21 protein-coding genes, 1 tRNA gene, 1 pseudogene and 1 riboswitch are annotated in these 19,406 nt (G+C 70.4%); of the genes and pseudogenes, 8 read left to right on the forward strand and 15 right to left on the reverse strand.

The window, feature by feature from the left end; all coding sequences use genetic code 11:
- Positions 1–55 precede the first annotated feature (55 nt).
- Together ABT342_RS29830 and ABT342_RS29835 are read right to left on the reverse strand one after the other, a co-directional pair.
- Positions 56–748, reverse strand: coding sequence for a DUF1707 SHOCT-like domain-containing protein (locus tag ABT342_RS29830; RefSeq protein WP_351580703.1), 693 nt, complete (start codon positions 746–748; stop codon positions 56–58).
- 180 nt (positions 749–928) lie between these two features.
- The gene (locus tag ABT342_RS29835; RefSeq protein WP_351580706.1) at positions 929–1,801 is read right to left on the reverse strand and encodes a class I SAM-dependent methyltransferase; all 873 of its coding nucleotides are present in this window, start codon (positions 1,799–1,801) and stop codon (positions 929–931) included.
- A gap of 146 nt (positions 1,802–1,947) precedes the next feature.
- On the opposite strand from ABT342_RS29835, the gene ABT342_RS29840 reads away from it, so the two are divergent.
- Positions 1,948–2,571, forward strand: a complete 624-nt coding sequence (locus ABT342_RS29840; protein ID WP_351580709.1) for a TetR family transcriptional regulator — start codon at positions 1,948–1,950, stop codon at positions 2,569–2,571.
- Positions 2,572–2,595: 24 nt separating this feature from the next.
- On the opposite strand, the gene ABT342_RS29845 is transcribed toward ABT342_RS29840, so the two are convergent.
- The 3 genes from ABT342_RS29845 to ABT342_RS29855 are packed head-to-tail and all read right to left on the reverse strand — an operon-like array spanning position 2,596 to position 5,198.
- The gene (locus tag ABT342_RS29845) at positions 2,596–3,582 is read right to left on the reverse strand and encodes an ABC transporter ATP-binding protein (RefSeq protein WP_351580712.1); all 987 of its coding nucleotides are present in this window, start codon (positions 3,580–3,582) and stop codon (positions 2,596–2,598) included.
- A gap of 7 nt (positions 3,583–3,589) precedes the next feature.
- The gene (locus tag ABT342_RS29850) at positions 3,590–4,354 is read right to left on the reverse strand and encodes an ABC transporter permease (protein WP_502965636.1); all 765 of its coding nucleotides are present in this window, start codon (positions 4,352–4,354) and stop codon (positions 3,590–3,592) included.
- A gap of 43 nt (positions 4,355–4,397) precedes the next feature.
- Positions 4,398–5,198 carry an ABC transporter permease gene (locus ABT342_RS29855; RefSeq protein WP_351580791.1) on the reverse strand — a complete coding sequence of 267 codons (801 nt, stop codon included), beginning with the start codon at positions 5,196–5,198 and terminating at the stop codon, positions 4,398–4,400.
- A 193-nt stretch (positions 5,199–5,391) separates the two neighbouring features.
- On the opposite strand from ABT342_RS29855, the gene ABT342_RS29860 reads away from it, so the two are divergent.
- Positions 5,392–7,689 (forward strand): transglycosylase domain-containing protein, encoded by a 2,298-nt coding sequence (locus ABT342_RS29860; RefSeq protein WP_351580717.1) that lies wholly within the window; start codon positions 5,392–5,394, stop codon positions 7,687–7,689.
- 3 nt (positions 7,690–7,692) lie between these two features.
- Here ABT342_RS29860 and ABT342_RS29865 read toward each other — a convergent pair whose 3' ends face one another.
- The 3 genes from ABT342_RS29865 to ABT342_RS29875 all read right to left on the reverse strand — a co-directional run bounded on the left by ABT342_RS29865 (position 7,693) and on the right by ABT342_RS29875 (position 8,904).
- Positions 7,693–8,013 carry a DMT family transporter gene (locus tag ABT342_RS29865; RefSeq protein ID WP_351580719.1) on the reverse strand — a complete coding sequence of 107 codons (321 nt, stop codon included), beginning with the start codon at positions 8,011–8,013 and terminating at the stop codon, positions 7,693–7,695.
- Positions 8,014–8,045: 32 nt separating this feature from the next.
- Positions 8,046–8,108: riboswitch (guanidine-III (ykkC-III) riboswitch) on the reverse strand.
- 82 nt (positions 8,109–8,190) lie between these two features.
- Entirely contained in the window at positions 8,191–8,529 is a 339-nt protein-coding gene (locus tag ABT342_RS29870; RefSeq protein ID WP_351580721.1) for a GroES family chaperonin, read from the reverse strand.
- Between the two features lie 54 nt (positions 8,530–8,583).
- A complete protein-coding gene (locus ABT342_RS29875; protein WP_351580724.1) occupies positions 8,584–8,904 on the reverse strand; it encodes a DUF3618 domain-containing protein in 321 nt (106 codons plus the stop codon).
- A gap of 183 nt (positions 8,905–9,087) precedes the next feature.
- On the opposite strand from ABT342_RS29875, the gene bcp reads away from it, so the two are divergent.
- The 4 genes and pseudogenes from bcp (at position 9,088) to ABT342_RS29895 (ending at position 11,121) form a co-directional block, all read left to right on the forward strand.
- Entirely contained in the window at positions 9,088–9,555 is a 468-nt protein-coding gene (bcp, locus tag ABT342_RS29880; RefSeq protein WP_351580727.1) for a thioredoxin-dependent thiol peroxidase, read from the forward strand.
- Positions 9,556–9,701: 146 nt separating this feature from the next.
- Positions 9,702–10,341 (forward strand): annotated as a pseudogene (locus ABT342_RS29885) (HNH endonuclease signature motif containing protein).
- Positions 10,338–10,994 carry an HNH endonuclease gene (locus tag ABT342_RS29890; protein ID WP_351580730.1) on the forward strand — a complete coding sequence of 219 codons (657 nt, stop codon included), beginning with the start codon at positions 10,338–10,340 and terminating at the stop codon, positions 10,992–10,994. Before ABT342_RS29885 ends, ABT342_RS29890 begins: the two are co-directional and overlap by 4 nt.
- A gap of 54 nt (positions 10,995–11,048) precedes the next feature.
- Positions 11,049–11,121, forward strand: a tRNA-Leu gene (locus ABT342_RS29895).
- Positions 11,122–11,170: 49 nt separating this feature from the next.
- Here the strand turns inward: ABT342_RS29895 and rdgB are convergent.
- From rdgB to ABT342_RS29915, 4 genes are all read right to left on the reverse strand, one after another.
- A complete protein-coding gene (gene rdgB / locus ABT342_RS29900; RefSeq protein ID WP_351580733.1) occupies positions 11,171–11,773 on the reverse strand; it encodes an RdgB/HAM1 family non-canonical purine NTP pyrophosphatase in 603 nt (200 codons plus the stop codon).
- A gap of 174 nt (positions 11,774–11,947) precedes the next feature.
- On the reverse strand, positions 11,948–12,340 hold the full coding sequence (locus ABT342_RS29905; protein ID WP_351580736.1) for a hypothetical protein: 393 nt from the start codon (positions 12,338–12,340) through the stop codon (positions 11,948–11,950).
- A gap of 92 nt (positions 12,341–12,432) precedes the next feature.
- Complete coding sequence (rph, locus tag ABT342_RS29910; protein WP_351580739.1) at positions 12,433–13,164, reverse strand: ribonuclease PH; 732 nt, start codon at positions 13,162–13,164, stop codon at positions 12,433–12,435.
- A gap of 77 nt (positions 13,165–13,241) precedes the next feature.
- Positions 13,242–13,475, reverse strand: coding sequence for a PTS sugar transporter subunit IIB (locus ABT342_RS29915; protein ID WP_351580742.1), 234 nt, complete (start codon positions 13,473–13,475; stop codon positions 13,242–13,244).
- 179 nt (positions 13,476–13,654) lie between these two features.
- Between ABT342_RS29915 and ABT342_RS29920 the strand changes: the two genes are divergently transcribed.
- Both ABT342_RS29920 and ABT342_RS29925 read left to right on the forward strand, forming a co-directional pair.
- Positions 13,655–14,878 (forward strand): PTS transporter subunit EIIC, encoded by a 1,224-nt coding sequence (locus tag ABT342_RS29920; RefSeq protein ID WP_351580745.1) that lies wholly within the window; start codon positions 13,655–13,657, stop codon positions 14,876–14,878.
- 136 nt (positions 14,879–15,014) lie between these two features.
- The gene (locus ABT342_RS29925; protein WP_351580748.1) at positions 15,015–16,280 is read left to right on the forward strand and encodes a PTS transporter subunit EIIC; all 1,266 of its coding nucleotides are present in this window, start codon (positions 15,015–15,017) and stop codon (positions 16,278–16,280) included.
- Between the two features lie 85 nt (positions 16,281–16,365).
- Here ABT342_RS29925 and ABT342_RS29930 read toward each other — a convergent pair whose 3' ends face one another.
- From ABT342_RS29930 to ABT342_RS29940, 3 genes are all read right to left on the reverse strand, one after another.
- Positions 16,366–16,788, reverse strand: a complete 423-nt coding sequence (locus ABT342_RS29930) for a universal stress protein (RefSeq protein ID WP_351580751.1) — start codon at positions 16,786–16,788, stop codon at positions 16,366–16,368.
- Position 16,789: 1 nt separating this feature from the next.
- Complete coding sequence (locus ABT342_RS29935; protein ID WP_351580753.1) at positions 16,790–18,265, reverse strand: APC family permease; 1,476 nt, start codon at positions 18,263–18,265, stop codon at positions 16,790–16,792.
- 194 nt (positions 18,266–18,459) lie between these two features.
- Positions 18,460–19,212: an MBL fold metallo-hydrolase gene (locus ABT342_RS29940; RefSeq protein WP_351580756.1), complete on the reverse strand. Its 753-nt coding sequence runs from the start codon at positions 19,210–19,212 to the stop codon at positions 18,460–18,462.
- Positions 19,213–19,406: the final 194 nt, after the last annotated feature.

Below are 19,406 nucleotides of genomic sequence, written 5' to 3' on the forward strand. Positions count from 1 at the left end.
CTTCCCTACCTGACCTACTCCTGGGACGCACGTCGAGTTCCCCGCCGGGCACCCCCTAGTCGTTCTCGTTGCCCTTCTCCAGCGCCTTGCCGCCCTTCTCCAGCCTGAGCCGCCGCTTGTCGGCCTTGCGGAGCTTGCGGTCGACGCCGACCCCGCCCATCAGCGCGAAGCCGGTGACCGTCACCCGGGGCGCGCCCGGCGCGATCTCGGGCGCGGCCTTCTCCCGCTCGTCGAAGCCGCCCATCAGGCCGAAGCCGCTGACGTGGACCTCGACGTCCGGGGGGACGGTGACCTGGATGCCGCCCATGACCGCGAAGCAGCGGATCACCACGTCGCGTTCCTCGAAGTTCGCGTCGCGCAGGTCGATCTCGCCGCCGCCCTGGAGTACGACGCCGGTGAATCTGCGGCCGATGGTCCAGGTGCCCTTGCGGGCGAAGCCGCTCCAGAACGCGAACCCTCCCTTGGACGTGGCCGGCTGCCGGCCGATGCGCCGCGACCACGGCACCACGCCGTCGGCAGGGACGGAGGCGAGTCCGGTCCCGGCTCCGGCGCCGGCTCCGTCCGGCGCGGGGAGGTCCCTGACCAGCGGCTCGAGCTCCCCGTGGGTGCGTGCCCGGTACGCCGCGTCGAGCCGTTCCTCGAACTCGCCCATGTCGATCCGGCCCTCGGCCACGGCTTCGCGCAGGCGTTCGGCGATACGTTCCCGCTCGGCGTCGGAGGCACGCATCTCCGGAAGATCACTCGTCATACGAAAAGCCTAATCAAGGCCGTCGGGGCCCGCCCGGACCTCGCGGGCCCCGACGGCAAAGATTTCCCGCGACCCCGCGACCCCGGGCCCCCTCCGGCCGCGTGAGGCCCCTCCCTCTAGGACGACGCCCCCGGCCGCGTAACGCCCGACCTCCGCGACCGGCCCCCCGCGACCGACGCCCTACGCCGCGTCCCGCACCGCACCCCCCGCCGCCGCCCTGCGCCCGGTCACCAGCCACGCGGTGGAAAGCAGCATGACCGCGCCGTCCGCCTCGTGGGGCCGCAGGGCGTCCCGCAGGGTGCCGCGGGCCCGGTCGCCCGTGGCGGCGTCCACCTGGGCGAGCATGTGGCGGCCGGGGCCGGAGTCCAGGAGGAAGTCCGCCGCGTCCTGAGCGTCGCGCCCCCAGATCCCGTACGCCGTCACGCGCTCGGCGTGGACGTCCGCGAATCCGGCGGCGGAGACGAGGCCGGTGGTGCGGGCGGGATCGGCGAGGGAGAACATACCCGGCGCGCCCGGCACGCCGAACTCCCCGATCGGGAGGATGCCGCTCAGCGAGGCCAGGGCCATGAGCCACTCGTTGCCCTCCGCCTCGGCGGTACAGATGAACGCGAGGCGCCCGCCCGGCCGCAGCGCGCTCCCGATGTTGGCGAAGGCGACGGCGGGATCGGCGAAGAACATCACGCCGTAGCGGCTGATGGCCACGTCGAACGCGGCGGGAGGGAACGCGTACGCCTGGGCGTCGCCCTGGAGGAACTCCACGTTGCCCACGCCCTCCTCGTGGGCGGTGGCGCGGGCGCGCTCCAGCATGGGCGCCGAGAGGTCGAGGCCGACGGCGTGGCCGTACGCGGCGTGGCGGGCGGCGAGACGGGTCGTCCGGCCGGCTCCGCAGCCGATGTCCAGGACCCGGTCGTCGCCGGCGAGGCCGGCCGCGTCGAGGAGCAGCGGGTTGAAGCCGTCGTTGACGGCGTCCCAGCGGTCCTGGTGGCTCGCCCAGTGGCGGCCCTCGTATCCGTTCCACGCCTGGGACTGCTCGGTGTTGACGATGCGTTCCATGGGACAGACACCTCTTCAGGTACGGAGAAGGTCCGAAGAAGATCCGGAGATCTCTTCGGGCCTCTAGAATGGGCAGGTGCCCAAACGGTATGGGCAGACGCCCATACTGACAATCGACTTTCGGACAGCTTTCGGAAAGAGGTGGCATGTCACCGCGTGGCGTGGCGATTCCCGACCTGCGCGAGCGGCTCTTCACGGCCGCGGAACGGGTCGTGGCCCGCGAAGGGACCTCCGCCCTGACCAGCAGGGCGGTCACCACCGAGGCCGGCGTCGCCAAAGGCGCCCTGCACGCACACTTCGCGGGGCTGGACGAGTTCGTCGGCGAGCTCATCCTGGACCGGTACGCGCGCACGGCACGCCAGGCCGCCGAACTCCCCTCACTGGTCGGCCGGGACACGGTGGCGGGCAACCTCCTCACGGTCGCGCTCGCGCTGATGACCTCCGTGGACCCGGCGGTGGTCGCGCTGGCGATGACCCGTCCCGCGGCCTCGCTGCACACGCGTCAGGGGCTGGAGGCCGGGGCTCCCGGGTTCTCAGCGATCCAGGACGCGGTCACCGCGTACCTCGACGCCGAGCGCCGCCTGGGCCGGCTGCCCGCCGCCGCCGACACCGCGACGACGGCCCTCGCCCTGGTCGGGACGGTGCACCACCTGCTGATGACCCACACGATGACCCGCACCCCGGGCGGACCGGAGCCCCGCGAGATCACGGAGCGCCTGGTCACCCTCCTGGTCGGCGCCCCTCCGCCCCACGACGCCCCCGCTCCCTAGGTCGTCACCCCCGGGGCCCGGTCGTCACGAACGGGCCCCGACCGAGCCGTACATCTTCGCGATCACCGCCTCGATGTCCGGCTCCCGCACCGACAGATCCACCAGCGGGTACTCCGCCGCGATCGCCGCCACGATCGGCGCCGCCGACGAGGAGGCCGGGAACGCCAGCCACTGCCTCGGCCCCTCCACCCGTACCGGCCGCGCCCCCGCCACCTCGATCGGCGGCAGCTCCCGCTCCAGGTCCACCACCAGCATCCGCTCGCTCTCGCCGATCTCGTGGAGCCCGGCGAGGGGACCGTCGTACATCAGCCGGCCGTGGTCGATGACCATCACCCGTTTGCACAGCTGCTCGATGTCGGTGAGGTCGTGCGTCGTCAGCAGCACGGTCGTCGCCCGCTCGGCGTTCAGATCCCGCAGGAACTCCCGCACCTTCGCCTTCGACACGACATCGAGGCCGATCGTCGGCTCGTCGAGGTACAGCACCTCCGGGTCGTGCAGCAGCGCCGCCGCGATGTCGCCGCGCATGCGCTGGCCGAGCGAGAGCTGCCGTACGGGGACGTTCAGCAGCTCGCCCAGGTCCAGCAGCTCCACGCACCGGTCCAGGTTCTCGCGGTAGCGCGCGTCCGGGATCCGGTACATGCGGTGGACCAGGCGGTACGAGTCGATCAGCGGCAGGTCCCACCACAGGGTGGTGCGCTGGCCGAAGACGACACCGATGCGCTGCGCCAGCCGCGTCCGCTCGCGCGACGGGTCGATGCCCGCGACGCGCAGCCGCCCGCCGCTCGGCGTCAGAATGCCCGTCAGCATCTTGATGGTGGTGGACTTTCCGGCGCCGTTGGGCCCGATGTAGCCGACCATCTCCCCGCGCGGCACCCGGAAGCTGATCCCGTCCACCGCCCGGACCTGCGTCTTCTCACGGCGCAGCAGACCGGCCCTGCGGCGTACGTCGAAGACCTTCTCCACGCCGTCCAGTTCGATGAAACTCTCAGTGAAGTCGTCGATGTGGTCCATAAACGCATCAGCTCCCCGTGCTCCGGTACGAACGAAGGCCCGCCCGCCACACCAGCCCGGCGAGCCCACAGCACACCGCCGCGACCAGCGGCGGCGTGAACGCCAGCCAGTGCGGCACATCCAGCGGATAGGGCCGCCCGAGGACGTACAGCGCGGGCAGCCAGTTGACGAAGGCCAGCGGCACGACGAAGGTCACGCCCCGCACCAGCTCCTTCGCGAAGATCGTCGGCGGGTACTGGAGCAGCGTGTTCCCGCCGTACGTGAAGGAGTTCTGCACCTCGGCGGCGTCCTGCGCGACGAACTGGAACGCCGCGCCCGCCACGAAGACCGACCCGAAGATCGCCGCCCCGCTGATCACCATCACCGGCACCATCGCCACCCGCACCGGGTCCCAGGCGATGTCCAGCGTGACGAGCGCGTAGCCGAGGACGAACAGCCCCTGGGTGATCCTGCCGAGGCGGCGCAGCGCGAAACGGTCCGCCGCCACCTGGGCGAGCACCGGCACCGGCCGGACCAGCAGGGTGTCCAGGGTGCCGTCGCGCACCCGCCGCCCGACCCGGTCCATCGACCCCAGCAGCAGATCGGTCAGCCCGAAGGCGGTGCTCGACACCCCGTACAGCAGCGCGATCTCGGGCAGGCTGTACCCGCCGAGCGCCTCCGTGTGCGCGAACATCAGCAGGATCACGACGAAGTCGAACGCCGTCCCGGCGAAGTTCCCGAGCGTCGTCATCGCGAAGGACGCGCGGTACGTCATCGTCGAGCGGATCCACATCACGGCGATCAGCCCGTACGCGCGCAGCCCATGGCGTACCCCGTCAACCACCCTGCACCACCACCCTTCTCGTCGCGGCCGACTGGAGCACCCGCCCGGCGCCGAGCAGCACCACCGCCCACCCGGCCTGGAAGGCGTACGCCTCCAGCAGCTCCCACCCGGTGTGCTTGCCGAGGAGGACGTCCGCCGGGACCTGGAGCAGCGACGACCACGGCAGCATCAGCGCCAGCTCCCCGAGCAGCCCGGGGAAGAGGGTGAGCGGCAGCAGCTGCCCCGAGAAGAACAGCGCGGCCAGCATGCTGAGGTGCGCCACCCCCGCCCCGTCCAGCAGCCAGAACGTGGACAGCGTCACCAGATAGCGGATCGCGAAGCTCACGACGCAGCCGAGGGCCACGGCGAGCAAGGCCGCCGCCCAGGTCAGCGCGTCGCTCGGGAGCGCCAGGTCGAAGGCGAGCGCGCCGACCAGCATCGGCACGACGCCCCGGCCGAGCAGATGGAACGCCGCCCGGCCCAGGTCGCCCGCGAGCCACCACAGTTGGAGGTCGACCGGGCGGTACAGGTCGATGGCGACGTCACCCGAACGGATCCGCTCGGCCAGCTCGTCCTCGAAGCCGCCGCCCATCATGGCGCAGGTCATCAACAGCGCCTGGCCGAGCCACACATAGGTGAGCGCCTGGGAGAGGTCGTATCCGCCGAGCTGCGGCCGCTCGTCCCAGAGGGCGATAAAGGTGTACGCCACGATGAACCCGAAGACGGTGTTGGTGAACACTCCCGCCGCTGTCGCCACCCGGTACGTCGCATAGCGCCGGAACCCACCCGCCGCGACGACCGCGTAGAGCCGCACCATATGCCTCCTTCCCCCACGTCTGCCCGCATGGACCAAAGCGCCCGACCTTAGTCCAGTCGAATCGGCCGCGCGACCGTATTCCGACCGGGGGTCCGGGGGTTAGGAGGGCGAGACGTGCACTATGGGCACGACAAGCGAATCGCCCGGAATGACACCGTTAGTGACGCAGGGTCGAGGAGTCCCCACCGACATGAGCGACGTGCAGCAGCAGCAGCTACGGCAGCCCGCCGACACGGGCGGCAGGCCCGGAAAGGACCCGGCTCCCCGGCGCCGCCGGCGCCTCCCCTCCTGGCGCGCGTTGCTCGGTACGTTCCTGATCACCGCGCTGCTGCTCATCGGCGGCTTCGTCGCGGGCTACATGCTCGTCGACATCCCGCCCGCCAACTCGGCCGCCACCGCCCAGTCCAACGTCTACCTCTACAAGGACGGCACCCAGATCGTCAGCGACGGCGAGGTCAACCGGGCGAACGTCCCGCTCGCCCAGGTCCCGAGGACCGTCCAGCACGCGGTGCTCGCCGCCGAGGACCGCGACTTCTACTCCGAGCGGGCCATCGACCCCGAGGCCACGATCCGCGCCGGCTGGAACACCCTCACCGGCAAGGGCAGGCAGTCCGGCTCCACGATCACCCAGCAGTACGTCAAGAACTACTACCTGGGCCAGGAGCAGACCATCACCCGGAAGGTGAAGGAGTTCTTCATCGCGATCAAGCTGGACCGGGAGGAGAGCAAGTCCGACATCCTGGAGGGCTACCTCAACACCAGCTACTTCGGCCGCAACGCCTACGGCATCCAGGCCGCCGCGCAGGCCTACTACGGCAAGGACATCGGCGAGATCGGCACCGCGGAGGGCGCGTACCTCGCCTCGCTGCTGAACGCCCCCAGCGCGTACGACGTCGCCACCCACCCCGAGAACCAGCCCAAGGCGCTCGCCCGCTGGAACTACACCCTCGACGGCATGGTGAAGGAGCGCTGGCTGACCCCCGCCGACCGGGCCGCCATGGTCTTCCCGATGCCGCAGACCGCACGGCCCCAGGCCGGTCTGTCCGGGCAGCGCGGCTATATCGTCCAGGCCGTCGAGGACTACCTGACCAGCAACGACATCCTCGACGACAACGCCCTGGCGGGCGGCGGCTACCGGATCACCACCACGCTGGAGAAGGCGAAGCAGGACGCCTTCGTCAAAGCCGTCGACGACCATGTGAACTCCAAGCGCGACGAGAACCGCCGGCCCGTCGACCGCAACGTCCGCGTCGGCGGCGCCGCCATCGACCCGGCCACCGGCAAGGTGCTCGCCATGTACGGCGGCATCGACTACACGAAGCAGTACGTCAACAACGCCACCCGCCGCGACTACCAGGTCGGCTCCACGTTCAAGCCGTTCGTCCTCGCCGCCGCCGTCGAGAACGGCTCCCACACCCAGGACGGCCGCAAGATCACCCCCAACACCGTCTACGACGGCACCAACCGGCGGGAGGTCCACGGCCACGCCGGTCCGACCGGCTACGCCCCGGAGAACGAGGACAACCGCTCGTACGGCCCCGTCACCGTCCGGATCGCCACCGACCACTCGATCAACGCGGTCTACGCGCAGATGGCCCAGGACGTCGGCCCGGCGAAGGTGCGGGACACGGCAGTCGCCCTCGGCGTCCCGTCCGCCACGCCCGATCTGACCGCCTACCCGTCCATCGCGCTCGGCGTCGCCACCGCGAGCGTCCTCGACATGGCGGAGGCGTACGCGACCCTCGCCAACCACGGCAGGCACGGCACGTACACGCTCGTCGAGACCGTCACCAAGGGCGGCCAGGAGATCGAACTGCCCACCGCGGAGAGCCGGCAGGTCGTCAGCAGGGAGGCCGCCGACACGATCACGGCGGTCCTCCAGGGCGTCGTCGAACGCGGCAGCGGCAGGGCGGCCCAGTCCGCCGGGCGGCCGGCCGCCGGGAAGACCGGCACGGCGGAGGACGACAAGGCGGCCTGGTTCGCGGGCTACACGCCGGAGCTGGCGACCGTCGTCGCCGTCATGGGGCAGGACCCGGTCACGGCGCGGCAGGAATCGCTGTACGGGGCCCTCGGGCTGCGCCGGATGAACGGCGGCGGGCCGCCCGCCGCGATCTGGGGCCAGTTCACGGCGGCGGCACTGGCGGGCAGCGAGCTGCGCGGCTTCGAGCTGGAGCCGGCGGAGGGGACGGACGAGGAACTGCCGCCGTCGCTGCGGGACCGGCGCTCGCAGGGGCCCGACGACCGGCGGGACCCCCGGGAGCCGGGGGACCGGCAGCGGTCCGCGGAGCCCACGACGGCCCCGCTGCCCCCGAACCGGCGGCCCACGGCGCCCCCCGTCGCCCCCACCCCCGGTGATCGCGCGCCCGGCGAAGGCGCCGCGGAAGGGGGGTTCCCGGACGACGGTGGCCTGCTGATCGGCGGCGCGGACTCGGGCGGGAGAGAGGACACGGGCGAGGTCTACGACGACCGGTACCCGCCCCGCCAGTGACCCTCAGTGGCCGGACGTCGCCTTCAGCCCCACCACGGCGACCAGCAGGAGCACGACGAAGAAGATCCGGGCGGCGGTCACCGGCTCGTTCAGCACGAGCATGCCGACCACCGCCGCACCGGCCGCGCCGATGCCGACCCATACGCCGTACGCCGTGCCGATCGGCAGCGACTTGGCGGCGTACGACAGCAACAGCATGCTCGCGACGATCCCGGCCCCGGTGAACACGCTCGGCCACAGCCGGGTGAACCCGTCGGTGAACTTCATCCCGATCGACCAGCCGACCTCGAGCAGACCGGCGACAACAAGCAGAACCCAGGCCATGACGGCACCTCCGAGACGCGGACTTCGTGCGGGGTGCGTCGTCTTTGCGATGCCCGGTACGGCGCGTCTCGTCGGGTTCCCTCAAAAGTAGCAAACGGCGGACGGACGGATACGAGAAGGCCCGGTGACCCCGGTCACCAGGCCCTTTTCGTACGCACCCGTTCTCTGCGGATTTCTCTACAGATACAGCCCGGTCGAGTCCTGCCCGCCCTCGAACCGGTCCGCGGCGACCGCGTGCAGATCGCGCTCCCGCATCAGGATGTACGCGACCCCGCGCACCTCGACCTCGGCCCGGTCCTCGGGGTCGTAGAGCACCCGGTCCCCCGGCTCCACCGTCCGTACGTTCTGACCGACCGCGACCACCTCGGCCCAGGACAGCCGCCTGCCGACCGCCGCGGTCGCCGGGATCAGAATGCCGCCGCCCGACCGGCGCTCGCCCTCCGGGGCGTCGGACCGGACCAGTACCCGGTCGTGCAGCATCTTGATCGGCAGCTTGTCGTGCGTGTTCTCGCTCACGACCACGAACCTACCTGGCCTGACCGGTTCCGCACCCCGCAGGGGTCCGCGGCCTCACGCCCGGCGCTTCCTGACCGACAGGGCCAGCAGCCCGGCCACCCCGACGACCAGCAGCGCCGCGGGCACCACCCGCTCCAGCCGGGGCGCGCCGTCCTGGTGGACGAACCGGCCCTTCACATCCGTCATCGCCCGGTTCGCGGCGACGAACGCGCGCCCCAGCGTCTGGTCCACGGTCGAGGCCACCCTCGCCTTCGCGTCCCCGACGATCGTCTTCGGGTGCACCCGCACCCCGATCTCGTCGAGCGTCTCGGCGAGCCTCTCGCGCCGGCGGACGATGTCCGCCTCGATCTGCGCAGGGGTCCTGGAATCCGACACCGCGCCGCCTCCGTGGTCGTATCCGGTGGTTCTTGGTCAACTGCTACGTCATCGACAGTCTGTCAGCTCGACGCCCGCCATACCCCCTCGGCACCCCTCCCCGACCCGGCCCGCACGGTCCGAGCCGTGCCGAGCATTACGCTCGACGTCGTACGCGGCCCGTAATCCTGAGGAGAACCCAGCATGAGCGAGCGACTCCAGCCCGGCGACACCGCCCCGGACTTCACCCTGCCCGACGCGGACGGCAACGAGATCTCGCTCGCCGACCACAAGGGCCGCAAGGTCATCGTCTACTTCTACCCCGCCGCCCTCACCCCCGGCTGCACCAAGCAGGCCTGCGACTTCACCGACAACCTGGAGCTCCTGACCGGCGCCGGCTACGACGTGATCGGCGTCTCCCCGGACCAGCCCGAGAAGCTCGCGAAGTTCCGCGACAAGGAGTCCCTGAAGGTCACGCTGGTCGGCGACCCGTCGAAGGAGGTGCTCACCGCGTACGGCGCCTTCGGCGAGAAGAAGCTGTACGGCAAGACGGTGACGGGCGTGATCCGCTCGACGGTCGTCGTGGACGAGGAGGGCAAGGTCGAGCGGGCCCTCTACAACGTGAAGGCCACCGGCCACGTAGCCAAGATCATCAAGGACCTGGGCATCTGACCCGCCCTTCCCCGACGGAGCGGCCCGCACCCAACCGGTGCGGGCCGCTCCGCTTATCAGGCAAATCGACCCGTAACTGTCCGGCTATCGACCCGTTACTCCGTACGAGGACCGCACGGGTGGCCGAGAAAAGGAGAGGGCCGGGGATGCCGATCAGCCCGCACACGAAGGAACGCCTCGCGGAGGCGGCGCGCACGTCGCGCACGCTGACGGAGGCGCTGGAGAAGTTGGGGGTGGACCCGAAGGGCGGCTCGCGGCGCTATCTGCACGACCGTATGCGGAAGCTGGGCGTGGACGTCTCCCACTTCGAGAAGGAGGGTGTGAAGTGGACGAGGGAGGTCCTGGCAGAGGCGGTCGCCGCCTCGAGGACCATGTGCGAGGTGCTCCGCCACCTCGGCCTCGACGTCGTGGGCGGCTACCACACGCACATCAGCCGCCGAGTGAAGGCCTTCGGCAGACACCTCGCACTTCGAACTGCCGTCCCCGGCAGGTCGCACCAAGGTCCGCCGAACCCCTGAGAACCTTCTGGTCATGCGCGACGGCCCCTATGCCCGGCGCGCGCAGAGCGAGCAGCTGAAGCAGGCGCTGACCGCGCTGGGCATTCCGAACGAGTGCAGGATGTGCGGTATCCCCGCGACCTGGCAGGGCTATCCGCTGCCGCTGGAGGTGGACCACATCGACGGCGACTGGCGCAACAACCTGCCTGAGAACCTGCGGCTGCTCTGCCCCAACTGCCATTCCACCACCGACACATACCGTGGCCGCGCCAAGGGGCGTCGCCGGTGAGCGCCGGGAACCGCTACACGCGGGAGATCCTGACCGAGGCCGCAACACGTTGCGGTGACATCGACGAGGTCATCGCCTACCTGGGCACGAAGCCGTATCCCCGGCTCGACAGGTACCTGCTGGAGCGCTTCCGCCGGTACGACATCGACGTCACACACTTCACGCGCCGAAGCTACCGAAAGCGCGTGAAGCCCGACGGGGCGCGCCTGCGTGAGGCAGTAGCCGCATCGCAGTCGCCGGCCGAAACACTGCGGCGCCTGGACATGCCCGCAACGGGCAGCCTGAACAAGGCGCTCAAGCAATGGATCCACGAGGACAGCCTCTCGACCGCGCACTTCCTCGGGCAAGCACATCAGCGCGGGAAGGGCGGGTTCAGGCCGGTGAGGTCGGCAGCGGAGATCCTCGTCAAGCACGAGGGAACCCGACGCACCCGCACCCGTCACCTCCGGCGCGCACTGCGGGAAGCCGGGGTTCCGGAGTGCTGCGATATGTGCGGGACGTCGGCCGAGTGGGGCGGGCGGCCCATGACCCTTGAGGTCGACCACGTGAATGGTGACTGGAGCGACGACCGCGCGGAAAACCTGCGGCTGCTCTGCCCCAACTGCCACGCGGTTACGGACACCTGGTGTCGGGGAGGCCGGAGTAGTCGCTAGACCGCAGGTGCATCAGCCACAGGTGCGGCGTGCGCAGTAGAGTGTTCCTGGCTTGCGCCCGTACGCCACCCGGTGAGCGGCGGTCTTTAGGTGGCCGCGTATGTCGGTTCGAATCCGACCGGGCGTACTCAATCAGGGCCTGGTCTCCCGCATGCGGGAGACCAGGCCCTGTCCCGTCAGCCCAGCAGCTCCCGCACCACCGGCACCAGCGCCCGAAACGCCTTGCCCCGGTGGCTGATCGCGTTCTTCTCCTCCGCCGACAGCTGCGCGCACGTCACGTCGTACCCGTCCGGCTGGAGGATCGGGTCGTAGCCGAAGCCGTTCGTGCCGACCGGGTCGTGGCGCAGGACGCCCCGCAGCTGCCCCTCGACCACCCGTTCCGTGCCGTCCGGGAGCGCGAGGGCGGCCGCGCAGGCGAAGTGGGCCGCGCGGTGGTCGTCCGCGATGTCGGAGAGCTGGGCGAGGAGCAGGTCGAGGTTGGCGCGGTCGTCGCCGTGGGTGCCGGACCAGCGGGCGGAGAAGATGCCGGGGGCGCCGTTCAGGACGTCCACGCAGAGGCCGGAGTCGTCGGCGACGGCGGGCAGGCCGGTGGCCTTCGCGAGGGCGTGGGCCTTGAGGAGTGCGTTCTCGGCGAAGGTGACGCCGGTTTCCTTGACGTCGGGGATGTCGGGGTAGGCGTCCGCGCCGACGAGGTCGTGCGGGAGACCGGCGTCGGCGAGGATCGCGCGGAGTTCGACGATCTTTCCGGCGTTACGGGTGGCGAGGATCAGGCGGGTCATGCGCCCAGTATCGCTGCGCTTTGGTGGGCGCCGGTCCGGCCGGGGGTCCGGGGGTCGCCCCCGGAACAGCACAGCGCTGGGGGCCGGTGGGCGCCGGTCCGGCCGGGGGTCCGGGGGTCGCCCCCGGAACAGCACAGCGCCGGTCCGGCCAGGGGCACCCCCGGGACAGCGCCGCTACGGCGTGCAGACCTTGCCGATCTCCGCCGCCGCGTCCGTGACCGGCTTGATGTCCGGTGTGGTGTCGCCGTTCTCGACCGACGTGCGGACGTTCTCGACGCCCTTGGACAGGTCGTCCACGGCCTTGGACAGGTCCGCGTTGTCGGTCTTGTCCTTGAGGCTGCCGAGTTCCTTGTCGATCTCGTCGAGGGCCTCGGTGAGCTGGGTCGGGTCCTCGGACGCGGTGTTGACGGCCTGGGAGAGCTTGTCGACGCTCGCGGCGATGGCCTCGGCGGTCTGGGCGCACTCCAGCGCCTTGTCGAGGGCGCCGCAGCCGACCGCGCCGGTGGTGAGGGCGAGCGCGGTGACGACGGCGAGTGCTGTACGACGCAGGCGTATCGGACGACGCATGGAGCTGGTACCTCCCGGGTGTACGGACGGGCGTACGGTTCGGCCCGTACGCCCGTATGCGTAGGGACGCCCGGAACGGCGTCCCTGGTTGCTCAGAGCGTGCGGGCGAGCGCCTCGGTCTGGAGGGCCGCCAGGTCGGCGCAGCCTCCGGTGGCGAGGTCGAGGAGGGCGTTGAGCTCCTTGCGGTCGAAGGGCTCGGCCTCGGCGGTGCCCTGGACCTCGACGAAGCGGCCGTCGCCGGTGCAGACGACGTTCATGTCGGTCTCGGCGCGTACGTCTTCCTCGTAGCAGAGGTCGAGCAGCGGCGTACCGTCCACGATGCCGACGGACACCGCGGCGACGGTGCCGGTCAGCGGCTTGCGGCCGGCCTTGACGAGCTTCTTGGCCTGGGCCCAGGCGACGGCGTCGGCGAGGGCGACGTACGCGCCGGTGATGGCGGCGGTGCGGGTGCCGCCGTCGGCCTGGAGGACGTCGCAGTCGAGGACGATCGTGTTCTCGCCGAGGGCCTTGTAGTCGATGACGGCGCGCAGCGAGCGGCCGATGAGGCGGGAGATCTCGTGGGTGCGGCCACCGATCTTGCCGCGGACGGACTCGCGGTCGCCGCGGGTGTTGGTGGAGCGCGGGAGCATCGAGTACTCGGCGGTGACCCAGCCCTCGCCGCTGCCCTTGCGCCAGCGCGGGACGCCTTCGGTGACGGAGGCGGTGCAGAAGACTCGGGTGTCGCCGAAGGAGATGAGGACGGAGCCCTCGGCGTGCTTGCTCCATCCGCGCTGAATGGTGACCGGGCGGAGCTGTTCGGGGGTGCGGCCGTCGATTCGAGACATGGTGAGGAGCCTATCCGTACATGGGTGAGGGGCCGGTTCCAGTGTGGAACGGCCCCTCGAAAGGTGAGCGCGCGGGCTCACATCATGTCTTCGATCTCCCCGGCGATGGGGTCGGCGTCGGTGCCGATGACGACCTGGATCGCGGTGCCCATCTTGACGACGCCGTGGGCGCCCGCGGCCTTCAGCGCGGCCTCGTCCACGAGCTCGGGGTCGGCGACCTCGGTGCGCAGGCGGGTGATGCAGCCCTCGACCTCTTCGATGTTGTCGATACCGCCGAGCCCGGCGACGATCTTCTCAGCCTTGCTGGCCATGTTCTCTCCCTAGGTCCTTCAAGTCCTTCGGCAGCCCCGGCGCTGAATTGTCACGCTAACGCACGATCGGCCCAACTTCGCGAGCGAGTCGTGTCCTCGTATCGAAGGATGACGATCACCGGCCGACGAGCTTATCGCAACTGGTCTACACCAGTCTGCACGGATCGAAGGGGGCTGCCATGGCAAGCGGGCTCCTCCCCGGGCTCCAGAAGATCGGCCGCAGCCTCCAGCTGCCGGTGGCGGTCCTCCCGGCCGCCGGTCTGCTGGTCAGCCTCGGCAATCTCTTCGGCGCGTATCTGCACGGCCCGTTCTGGGAGAAGACCTCCGAGGTCCTGACCAAGGGCGGTACGGGCATCCTGAACGGCGAGACCGGCCTGCCGCTGCTCTTCTGCATCGGCGTCGCCATCGGTTTCGCGAAGAAGGCCGACGGGTCCACGGCCCTCGCGGCGGTCGCCGGCTTCCTCGTCTACCAGAACGTCCTGACGGCGTTCCCGGTCGAGGGGAGCGTGACGGCGCAGAAGCCGGACGGCACTCCACAGAACCCCGGCGTGCTCGGCGGCATCCTGATCGGCCTGCTGACCGCCGTGATCTGGGAGCGCTATCACCGCACGCGGCTCGTCGACTGGCTCGGCTTCTTCAACGGCCGCCGGCTCGTCCCGATCATCATGGCGTTCGTCTGCTGCGTCCTGGGGGTGGTCTTCGGGCTGATGTGGGAGCCGGTGGGCGCGGGTCTGGAGTGGTTCTCGAAGCAGCTGATCGGCCTCGGTTCCTGGGGCGCCGGCATCTTCGGCGTGGCGAACCGCCTGCTGATCCCGGTCGGCATGCACCAGTTCCTGAACACGTTCTTCTGGTTCCAGGCCGGTTCGTACACCACGCCGGACGGCACGACGGTGCACGGCGATCTGACCCGCTTCTTCGCCGGGGATCCCACGGCGGGGCAGTTCATGTCGGGCTTCTTCCCGATCATGATGTTCGGCCTGCCGGCCGCGGCGCTCGCGATCACGCACTGCGCCCGCCCCGAGCACCGCAAGCGGGTGGCGGGGCTGATGGTCTCGGTCGCGCTGACCTCGTTCGTGACCGGGGTGACCGAGCCGCTCGAGTTCGCCTTCATGTTCGCGGCACCCCTGCTGTACGGGGTGCACGCGCTGCTCACCGGTGCGTCGATGGCGATCACCTGGGCGCTCGGCGTGCACGCGGGCTTCAGCTTCTCGGCCGGGCTCATCGACTACCTGGTCAATTGGCACCTGGATACGAAGCCGTGGCTGATCCTGCCGATCGGCGCGTGCTTCGCGGTGGTCTATTACGTGGTCTTCCGTTTCGCGATCACCGTGTTCGACATCCCGACGCCGGGGCGCGAGCCGGAGGAGGTCCAGGAGGAGCTGGAGCGCGAGGCGACCGAATGACGCGCGAGGCGACCGAATACCGACCCGAGTCGACCGAATAACGAACGAGAATCGCGGGTTCCTTATCCCTTCCTCACCGTGCTACAACTGGTCTACACCTCTCAATGGTGTAGACCACGCGGTACTGGAGGAACTTGTGACCACGGCGAGCGCCGCACCCGCGGCCGACAAGAAAAAGGGCGCCGGCGCGATGGCCGTCCTTCAGCGTATCGGCCGCAGCCTCATGCTGCCGGTCGCGGTGCTGCCCGCCGCCGCGCTGCTGGTGCGGTTCGGCCAGCCCGACATGCTCGGCAGCGAGTCGCTCCCGGCCTTCGTCAACAAGATCGCCGGCTATATGGCGGCCGGCGGCGGCGCCCTGCTCGACAACATGGCGCTGCTGTTCGCCGTCGGTATCGCGATCGGCTTCGCCAAGAAGTCGGACGGCTCCACCGCGCTCGCGGCCGTGACCGGCTACCTGGTCTTCCAGAAGGTGCTGGCCACCTTCACCGACAGCAGCCTGCCGAAGAAGGAAGCCATCGTCGACGGCAAGATCGTCATGGTGGCACAGCCGGTCGACGCCAAGGTCCTCGGCGGCGTCGTCATGGGCATCATCGTCGCCCTGCTCTACCAGCGCTTCTACCGGACCAAGCTGCCGGACTGGGCGGGCTTCTTCGGCGGCCGCCGGCTCGTGCCGATCCTGTCCGCCTTCGCCGGTCTGCTCGCCGGGATCGTCTTCGGTCTCATCTGGCCGTGGCTCGGCGCGGGTCTGCACTGGTTCGGTGAGGCCCTGGTCGGCTCCGGCGCCGTCGGCGCGGGCGTCTTCGGTGTCGCCAACCGCGCGCTGATCCCGGTCGGCATGCACCACCTGCTGAACTCCTTCCCGTGGCTCCAGGCCGGTTCGTACGAGGGCAAGAGCGGCGACATCGCCCGCTTCCTCGCCGGTGACCCGACCGCCGGACAGTTCATGACCGGCTTCTTCCCGATCATGATGTTCGCCCTCCCGGCGGCCTGCCTCGCGATCGTCCACTGCGCCCGCCCCGAGCGCCGCAAGGTCGTCGGCGGCATGATGTTCTCCCTCGCGCTGACCTCCTTCGTCACCGGTGTGACCGAACCGATCGAGTTCACGTTCATGTTCATCGCGCCGGTGCTGTACGCGATCCACGCGGTGCTGACCGGTGTCTCCATGGCCCTGACCTGGGCGCTCGGCATGAAGGACGGCTTCGGCTTCTCGGCCGGCGCGATCGACTTCCTGCTGAACCTGGGCATCGCCTCCAACCCGTGGGGCCTGGCCCTGGTGGGCCTGTGCTTCGCGGCGGTCTACTACGTCGTCTTCCGCTTCGCGATCACCAAGTTCAACCTGCCGACGCCGGGCCGTGAGTCCGACGAGGAGCTGGCCGAGCTGCGGAAGGCCGAGGCCAAGTAGCCGTAGCCGCCCGGTCCCCGCGCCTCCCCGCGCACGAGCCCCCGCGTTCCGTACGCCCTGCGTACACGGGATGCGGGGGCTCCGCTCATCGAGCGGCTTCCGCCGGTACGCACAGCACCGGCACCGTCGACAGGTGCAGCAGCTTGTGCGGGGTCGAGCCCAGCAGCGCGCCCCGCATCGGGCTCTCGCCGTACGTCCCGACCACGATGACCCGCCCGCCGTGCCGGGCGGCCGCGACGAGCAGAGCCTGCGCCGGGAGCTCGTCGAGGATCTCGACCGCCGTCGGCACGCCCGCCTCGTCGGCCGCCTCGACGGCGTGCGCGAGCGCGGCCCGTGCCGCCTCGCGGATGGCCTCGCGGTGGGAGGCGTACTCCTCGCCGAGAACACCCGGGGCGGCGGCGCCGTAGACCAGGACGAGCGGCTCGCCGAACGCCACCGACACCTCGATCGCGATGCGCAGCGCGCGCTCGGCGCCCGGCGACTCGTCGTAGCCGAGGATGACCGCCATCTCAGCGCTCCTTCGTGCCGCGTACGACCTCGGGGTCGGCCACGCCGCGGCGCTCGCGCCAGAACTCGGCCGCCGTGAGGCGCCGCGCGACCATCACGACCAGCCCCACCACCGCGATGAAGATGCCGATGACGAGCGGCGGCCCGAGCCCGAACCACGAGACGCCGCTGTAGGAGTTCGCCGGGTCGGACATGTCGATGACCGACTCCGCGAGCAGCCAGAGCAGCAGACAGGCACCGACCAGCGGGCCCACCCCGATGAGGAAGAAGTTGCGGGCGCTCTCGGTCAGATGGCGGCGGTAGTACACGGCGCAGGCGATGCCGGTGAGCGCGTAGTAGAAGGCGATCAGCAGGGACAGCGCGGTCAGGGAGTCGAAGAGGGCGTTCTCGCTGATCTGGTTGACGACGACGTACCAGACGATGGCGACGACGGCGACGCCCCACGTGCTCACATGGGGCGTGTGGAACCGTGGGTGGATCTTCCCGAACACGGACGGCAGGGCGTGGCGCCTGGCCATGGACAGGGCCGTGCGCGAGGACGGGATGATCGTCGTCTGCGTCGAGGCCAGCGCGGAGGTCGAGACGGCCAGCAGGACGACCCAGTTCCAGCCGCCCATCACCTCACCGGCGAGCTCGGCGAAGACGAACGCCTCGTCGTCCGCGTTCTCGGCGAGGAACGCCGGTCCCGCGTAGGCCACGACCGCGATGCCGACGGACAGGTACGTCACCAGCAGGATGATCGTCGACCAGATGCCCGCCCGGCCCGGGGCGCTGGCGGAGTCCCTGACCTCCTCGGTCAGGTTGACGGCCGATTCCCAGCCCCAGTACATGAAGACGCCGAGCAGCAGGCCCGCGGTGAGTGCCGCGCCTCCCGCCCCGAAGGGGTTCAGCCACCCGATGTCCGGTTCGAGAGGTTCGAGGGTGCCCGTGCCGGCGTAGACGCGGGAGATCGCCACGACGGCGAAGGCGAGCAGGAAGACGATCTGGGCGATGATCAGGACGTCCTGCACATGGGCCGACGCCTCGGTGCCGATGACGCATACCGCCGTCATCGCGAGGATGAGCAGGACCGTGAGCAGCTGGCGGACGAGCTGGTTCGCGGCCCAGCTGTCGAGGCCGACGGCGAGCATTCCGAAGCTGACGGCGACGTCGGCGAGCGAACCGACGACCAGCACGCCGGTCATCATGATCGCCCAGCCGCCGAACCAGCCCACCCAGGGGCCCATGGCCCGGGTGACCCAGGAGAAGGTGGTACCGCAGTCCTGGTCGGCCCTGTTGAGGTAGAAGAACGCCGAGGCGATCAGCAGCATCGGCACGAAGGAGGCCAGGATCACGCCGGGGGCGTTGATGCCGACGAGGGCGACGACCGGGCCGATGACGGCGGCGAGGGAGTACGCCGGGGAGGTCGAGTTGATGCCGATGACGAGGGCGTCGAGGAAGCCGATCGCGTTGTGTTTCAGTTCAACGTCATCGGCCATCTTTCCTCGCAGATCAGGCGGCGATGTGTCGTGTTTATGTAATTTTACGAGGAGGGCCGCGGGGCGGCCTCCCGACTACGCCACGTGGACCTGCGCGGACGGGCACGCGTGGGCGGGGGCGCGTGGGCGGCGCCTACGCGGGCGGCGCCTGCCTCGACGGGCATCGACGGACGCCGACGGTGCCTGCGTGGCGCCTACACCTGGTAGACCGCGCCCGGAACGGCCAGCTCCGCCGGGCCCCCGTACACCGCACGGGCGTCCGCCAGGTTCCGCTCGGCGTCCGTCCACGGCGGGATGTGCGTCAGCACCAGCCGCCCCACCCCGGCGCGTGCGGCGTGGGCGCCGGCCTCGCGGCCGTTGAGGTGCAGGTCCGGGATGTCTTCCTTGCCGTGGGTGAAGGCCGCCTCGCAGAGGAAGAGGTCCGTGCCGTCGGCGAGCTCGACGAGGGGGTCGCTGACGCCCGTGTCACCGGAGTACGTGAGCGAACGGCCACCGTGCTCGACGCGGATGCCGAAAGTGTCGACCGGGTGGGCCATCTTCTCCGTACGGACCGAGAAGGGGCCGATGTCGAAGGCGCCGGGCTTGAGGACGTGGAAGTCGAACACCTCGCTCATCGACTTGTCGGAGGGGGTGTCCGCGTAGGCGGTGGTCAGGCGCTGCTCGGCGCCCTCCGGCGCGTAGACGGGGATGGCGTCGCAGCGGCCGCCGTCGTGGCGGTAGTAGCGGGCCACGAAGTACCCGCACATGTCGATGCAGTGGTCCGCGTGCAGATGACTGAGGAAGATGGCGTCGAGGTCGTAGAGACCGATGTGGCGCTGCAGCTCGCCGAGGGCGCCGTTGCCCATGTCGAGGAGCAGCCGGAAGCCGTCGGCCTCTACGAGGTAGCTCGAGCAGGCCGATTCCGCGGAAGGGAACGACCCCGAGCATCCGACGACGGTGAGCTTCATGGAGCTTGAACCTCCGTGGACAGGAGCGGGGAAGGAAGGGTGCGCGGGCGGGTTCGCGGGGAGGGCGTGCGGTGTGTTGAGCGTAAGGCGCGAAAGGGGGCGCCGCTCCTTCGCGGCGGCCCGTTGTGGGGGAACTCACCTGCGCTGTCACCGGTTAGGACGACGCCCCCCGCGCGTGTGCGGGGCGCGCCGGT

Origin of the sequence: Streptomyces sp. NPDC000410 (assembly GCF_040300305.1) — a bacterium.
In the GTDB taxonomy this organism is placed as follows: domain Bacteria; phylum Actinomycetota; class Actinomycetes; order Streptomycetales; family Streptomycetaceae; genus Streptomyces.

Coding starts and splice junctions, on each gene's coding strand:
- ABT342_RS29840 (WP_351580709.1), top strand. CDS start 1,948: ATGTCACCGCGTGGCGTGGCGATTCCCGACCTGCGCGAGCGGCTCTTC.
- ABT342_RS29835 (WP_351580706.1), bottom strand. CDS start 1,801: ATGGAACGCATCGTCAACACCGAGCAGTCCCAGGCGTGGAACGGATAC.
- ABT342_RS29850 (WP_502965636.1), bottom strand. CDS start 4,354: ATGTGGATCCGCTCGACGATGACGTACCGCGCGTCCTTCGCGATGACG.
- rph (WP_351580739.1), bottom strand. CDS start 13,164: ATGTCTCGAATCGACGGCCGCACCCCCGAACAGCTCCGCCCGGTCACC.
- ABT342_RS29905 (WP_351580736.1), bottom strand. CDS start 12,340: ATGCGTCGTCCGATACGCCTGCGTCGTACAGCACTCGCCGTCGTCACC.
- ABT342_RS29865 (WP_351580719.1), bottom strand. CDS start 8,013: ATGGCCTGGGTTCTGCTTGTTGTCGCCGGTCTGCTCGAGGTCGGCTGG.
- ABT342_RS29920 (WP_351580745.1), top strand. CDS start 13,655: ATGGCAAGCGGGCTCCTCCCCGGGCTCCAGAAGATCGGCCGCAGCCTC.
- rdgB (WP_351580733.1), bottom strand. CDS start 11,773: ATGACCCGCCTGATCCTCGCCACCCGTAACGCCGGAAAGATCGTCGAA.
- ABT342_RS29915 (WP_351580742.1), bottom strand. CDS start 13,475: ATGGCCAGCAAGGCTGAGAAGATCGTCGCCGGGCTCGGCGGTATCGAC.
- ABT342_RS29930 (WP_351580751.1), bottom strand. CDS start 16,788: ATGGCGGTCATCCTCGGCTACGACGAGTCGCCGGGCGCCGAGCGCGCG.
- bcp (WP_351580727.1), top strand. CDS start 9,088: ATGAGCGAGCGACTCCAGCCCGGCGACACCGCCCCGGACTTCACCCTG.
- ABT342_RS29830 (WP_351580703.1), bottom strand. CDS start 748: ATGACGAGTGATCTTCCGGAGATGCGTGCCTCCGACGCCGAGCGGGAA.
- ABT342_RS29935 (WP_351580753.1), bottom strand. CDS start 18,265: ATGGCCGATGACGTTGAACTGAAACACAACGCGATCGGCTTCCTCGAC.
- ABT342_RS29845 (WP_351580712.1), bottom strand. CDS start 3,582: ATGGACCACATCGACGACTTCACTGAGAGTTTCATCGAACTGGACGGC.
- ABT342_RS29940 (WP_351580756.1), bottom strand. CDS start 19,212: ATGAAGCTCACCGTCGTCGGATGCTCGGGGTCGTTCCCTTCCGCGGAA.
- ABT342_RS29860 (WP_351580717.1), top strand. CDS start 5,392: ATGAGCGACGTGCAGCAGCAGCAGCTACGGCAGCCCGCCGACACGGGC.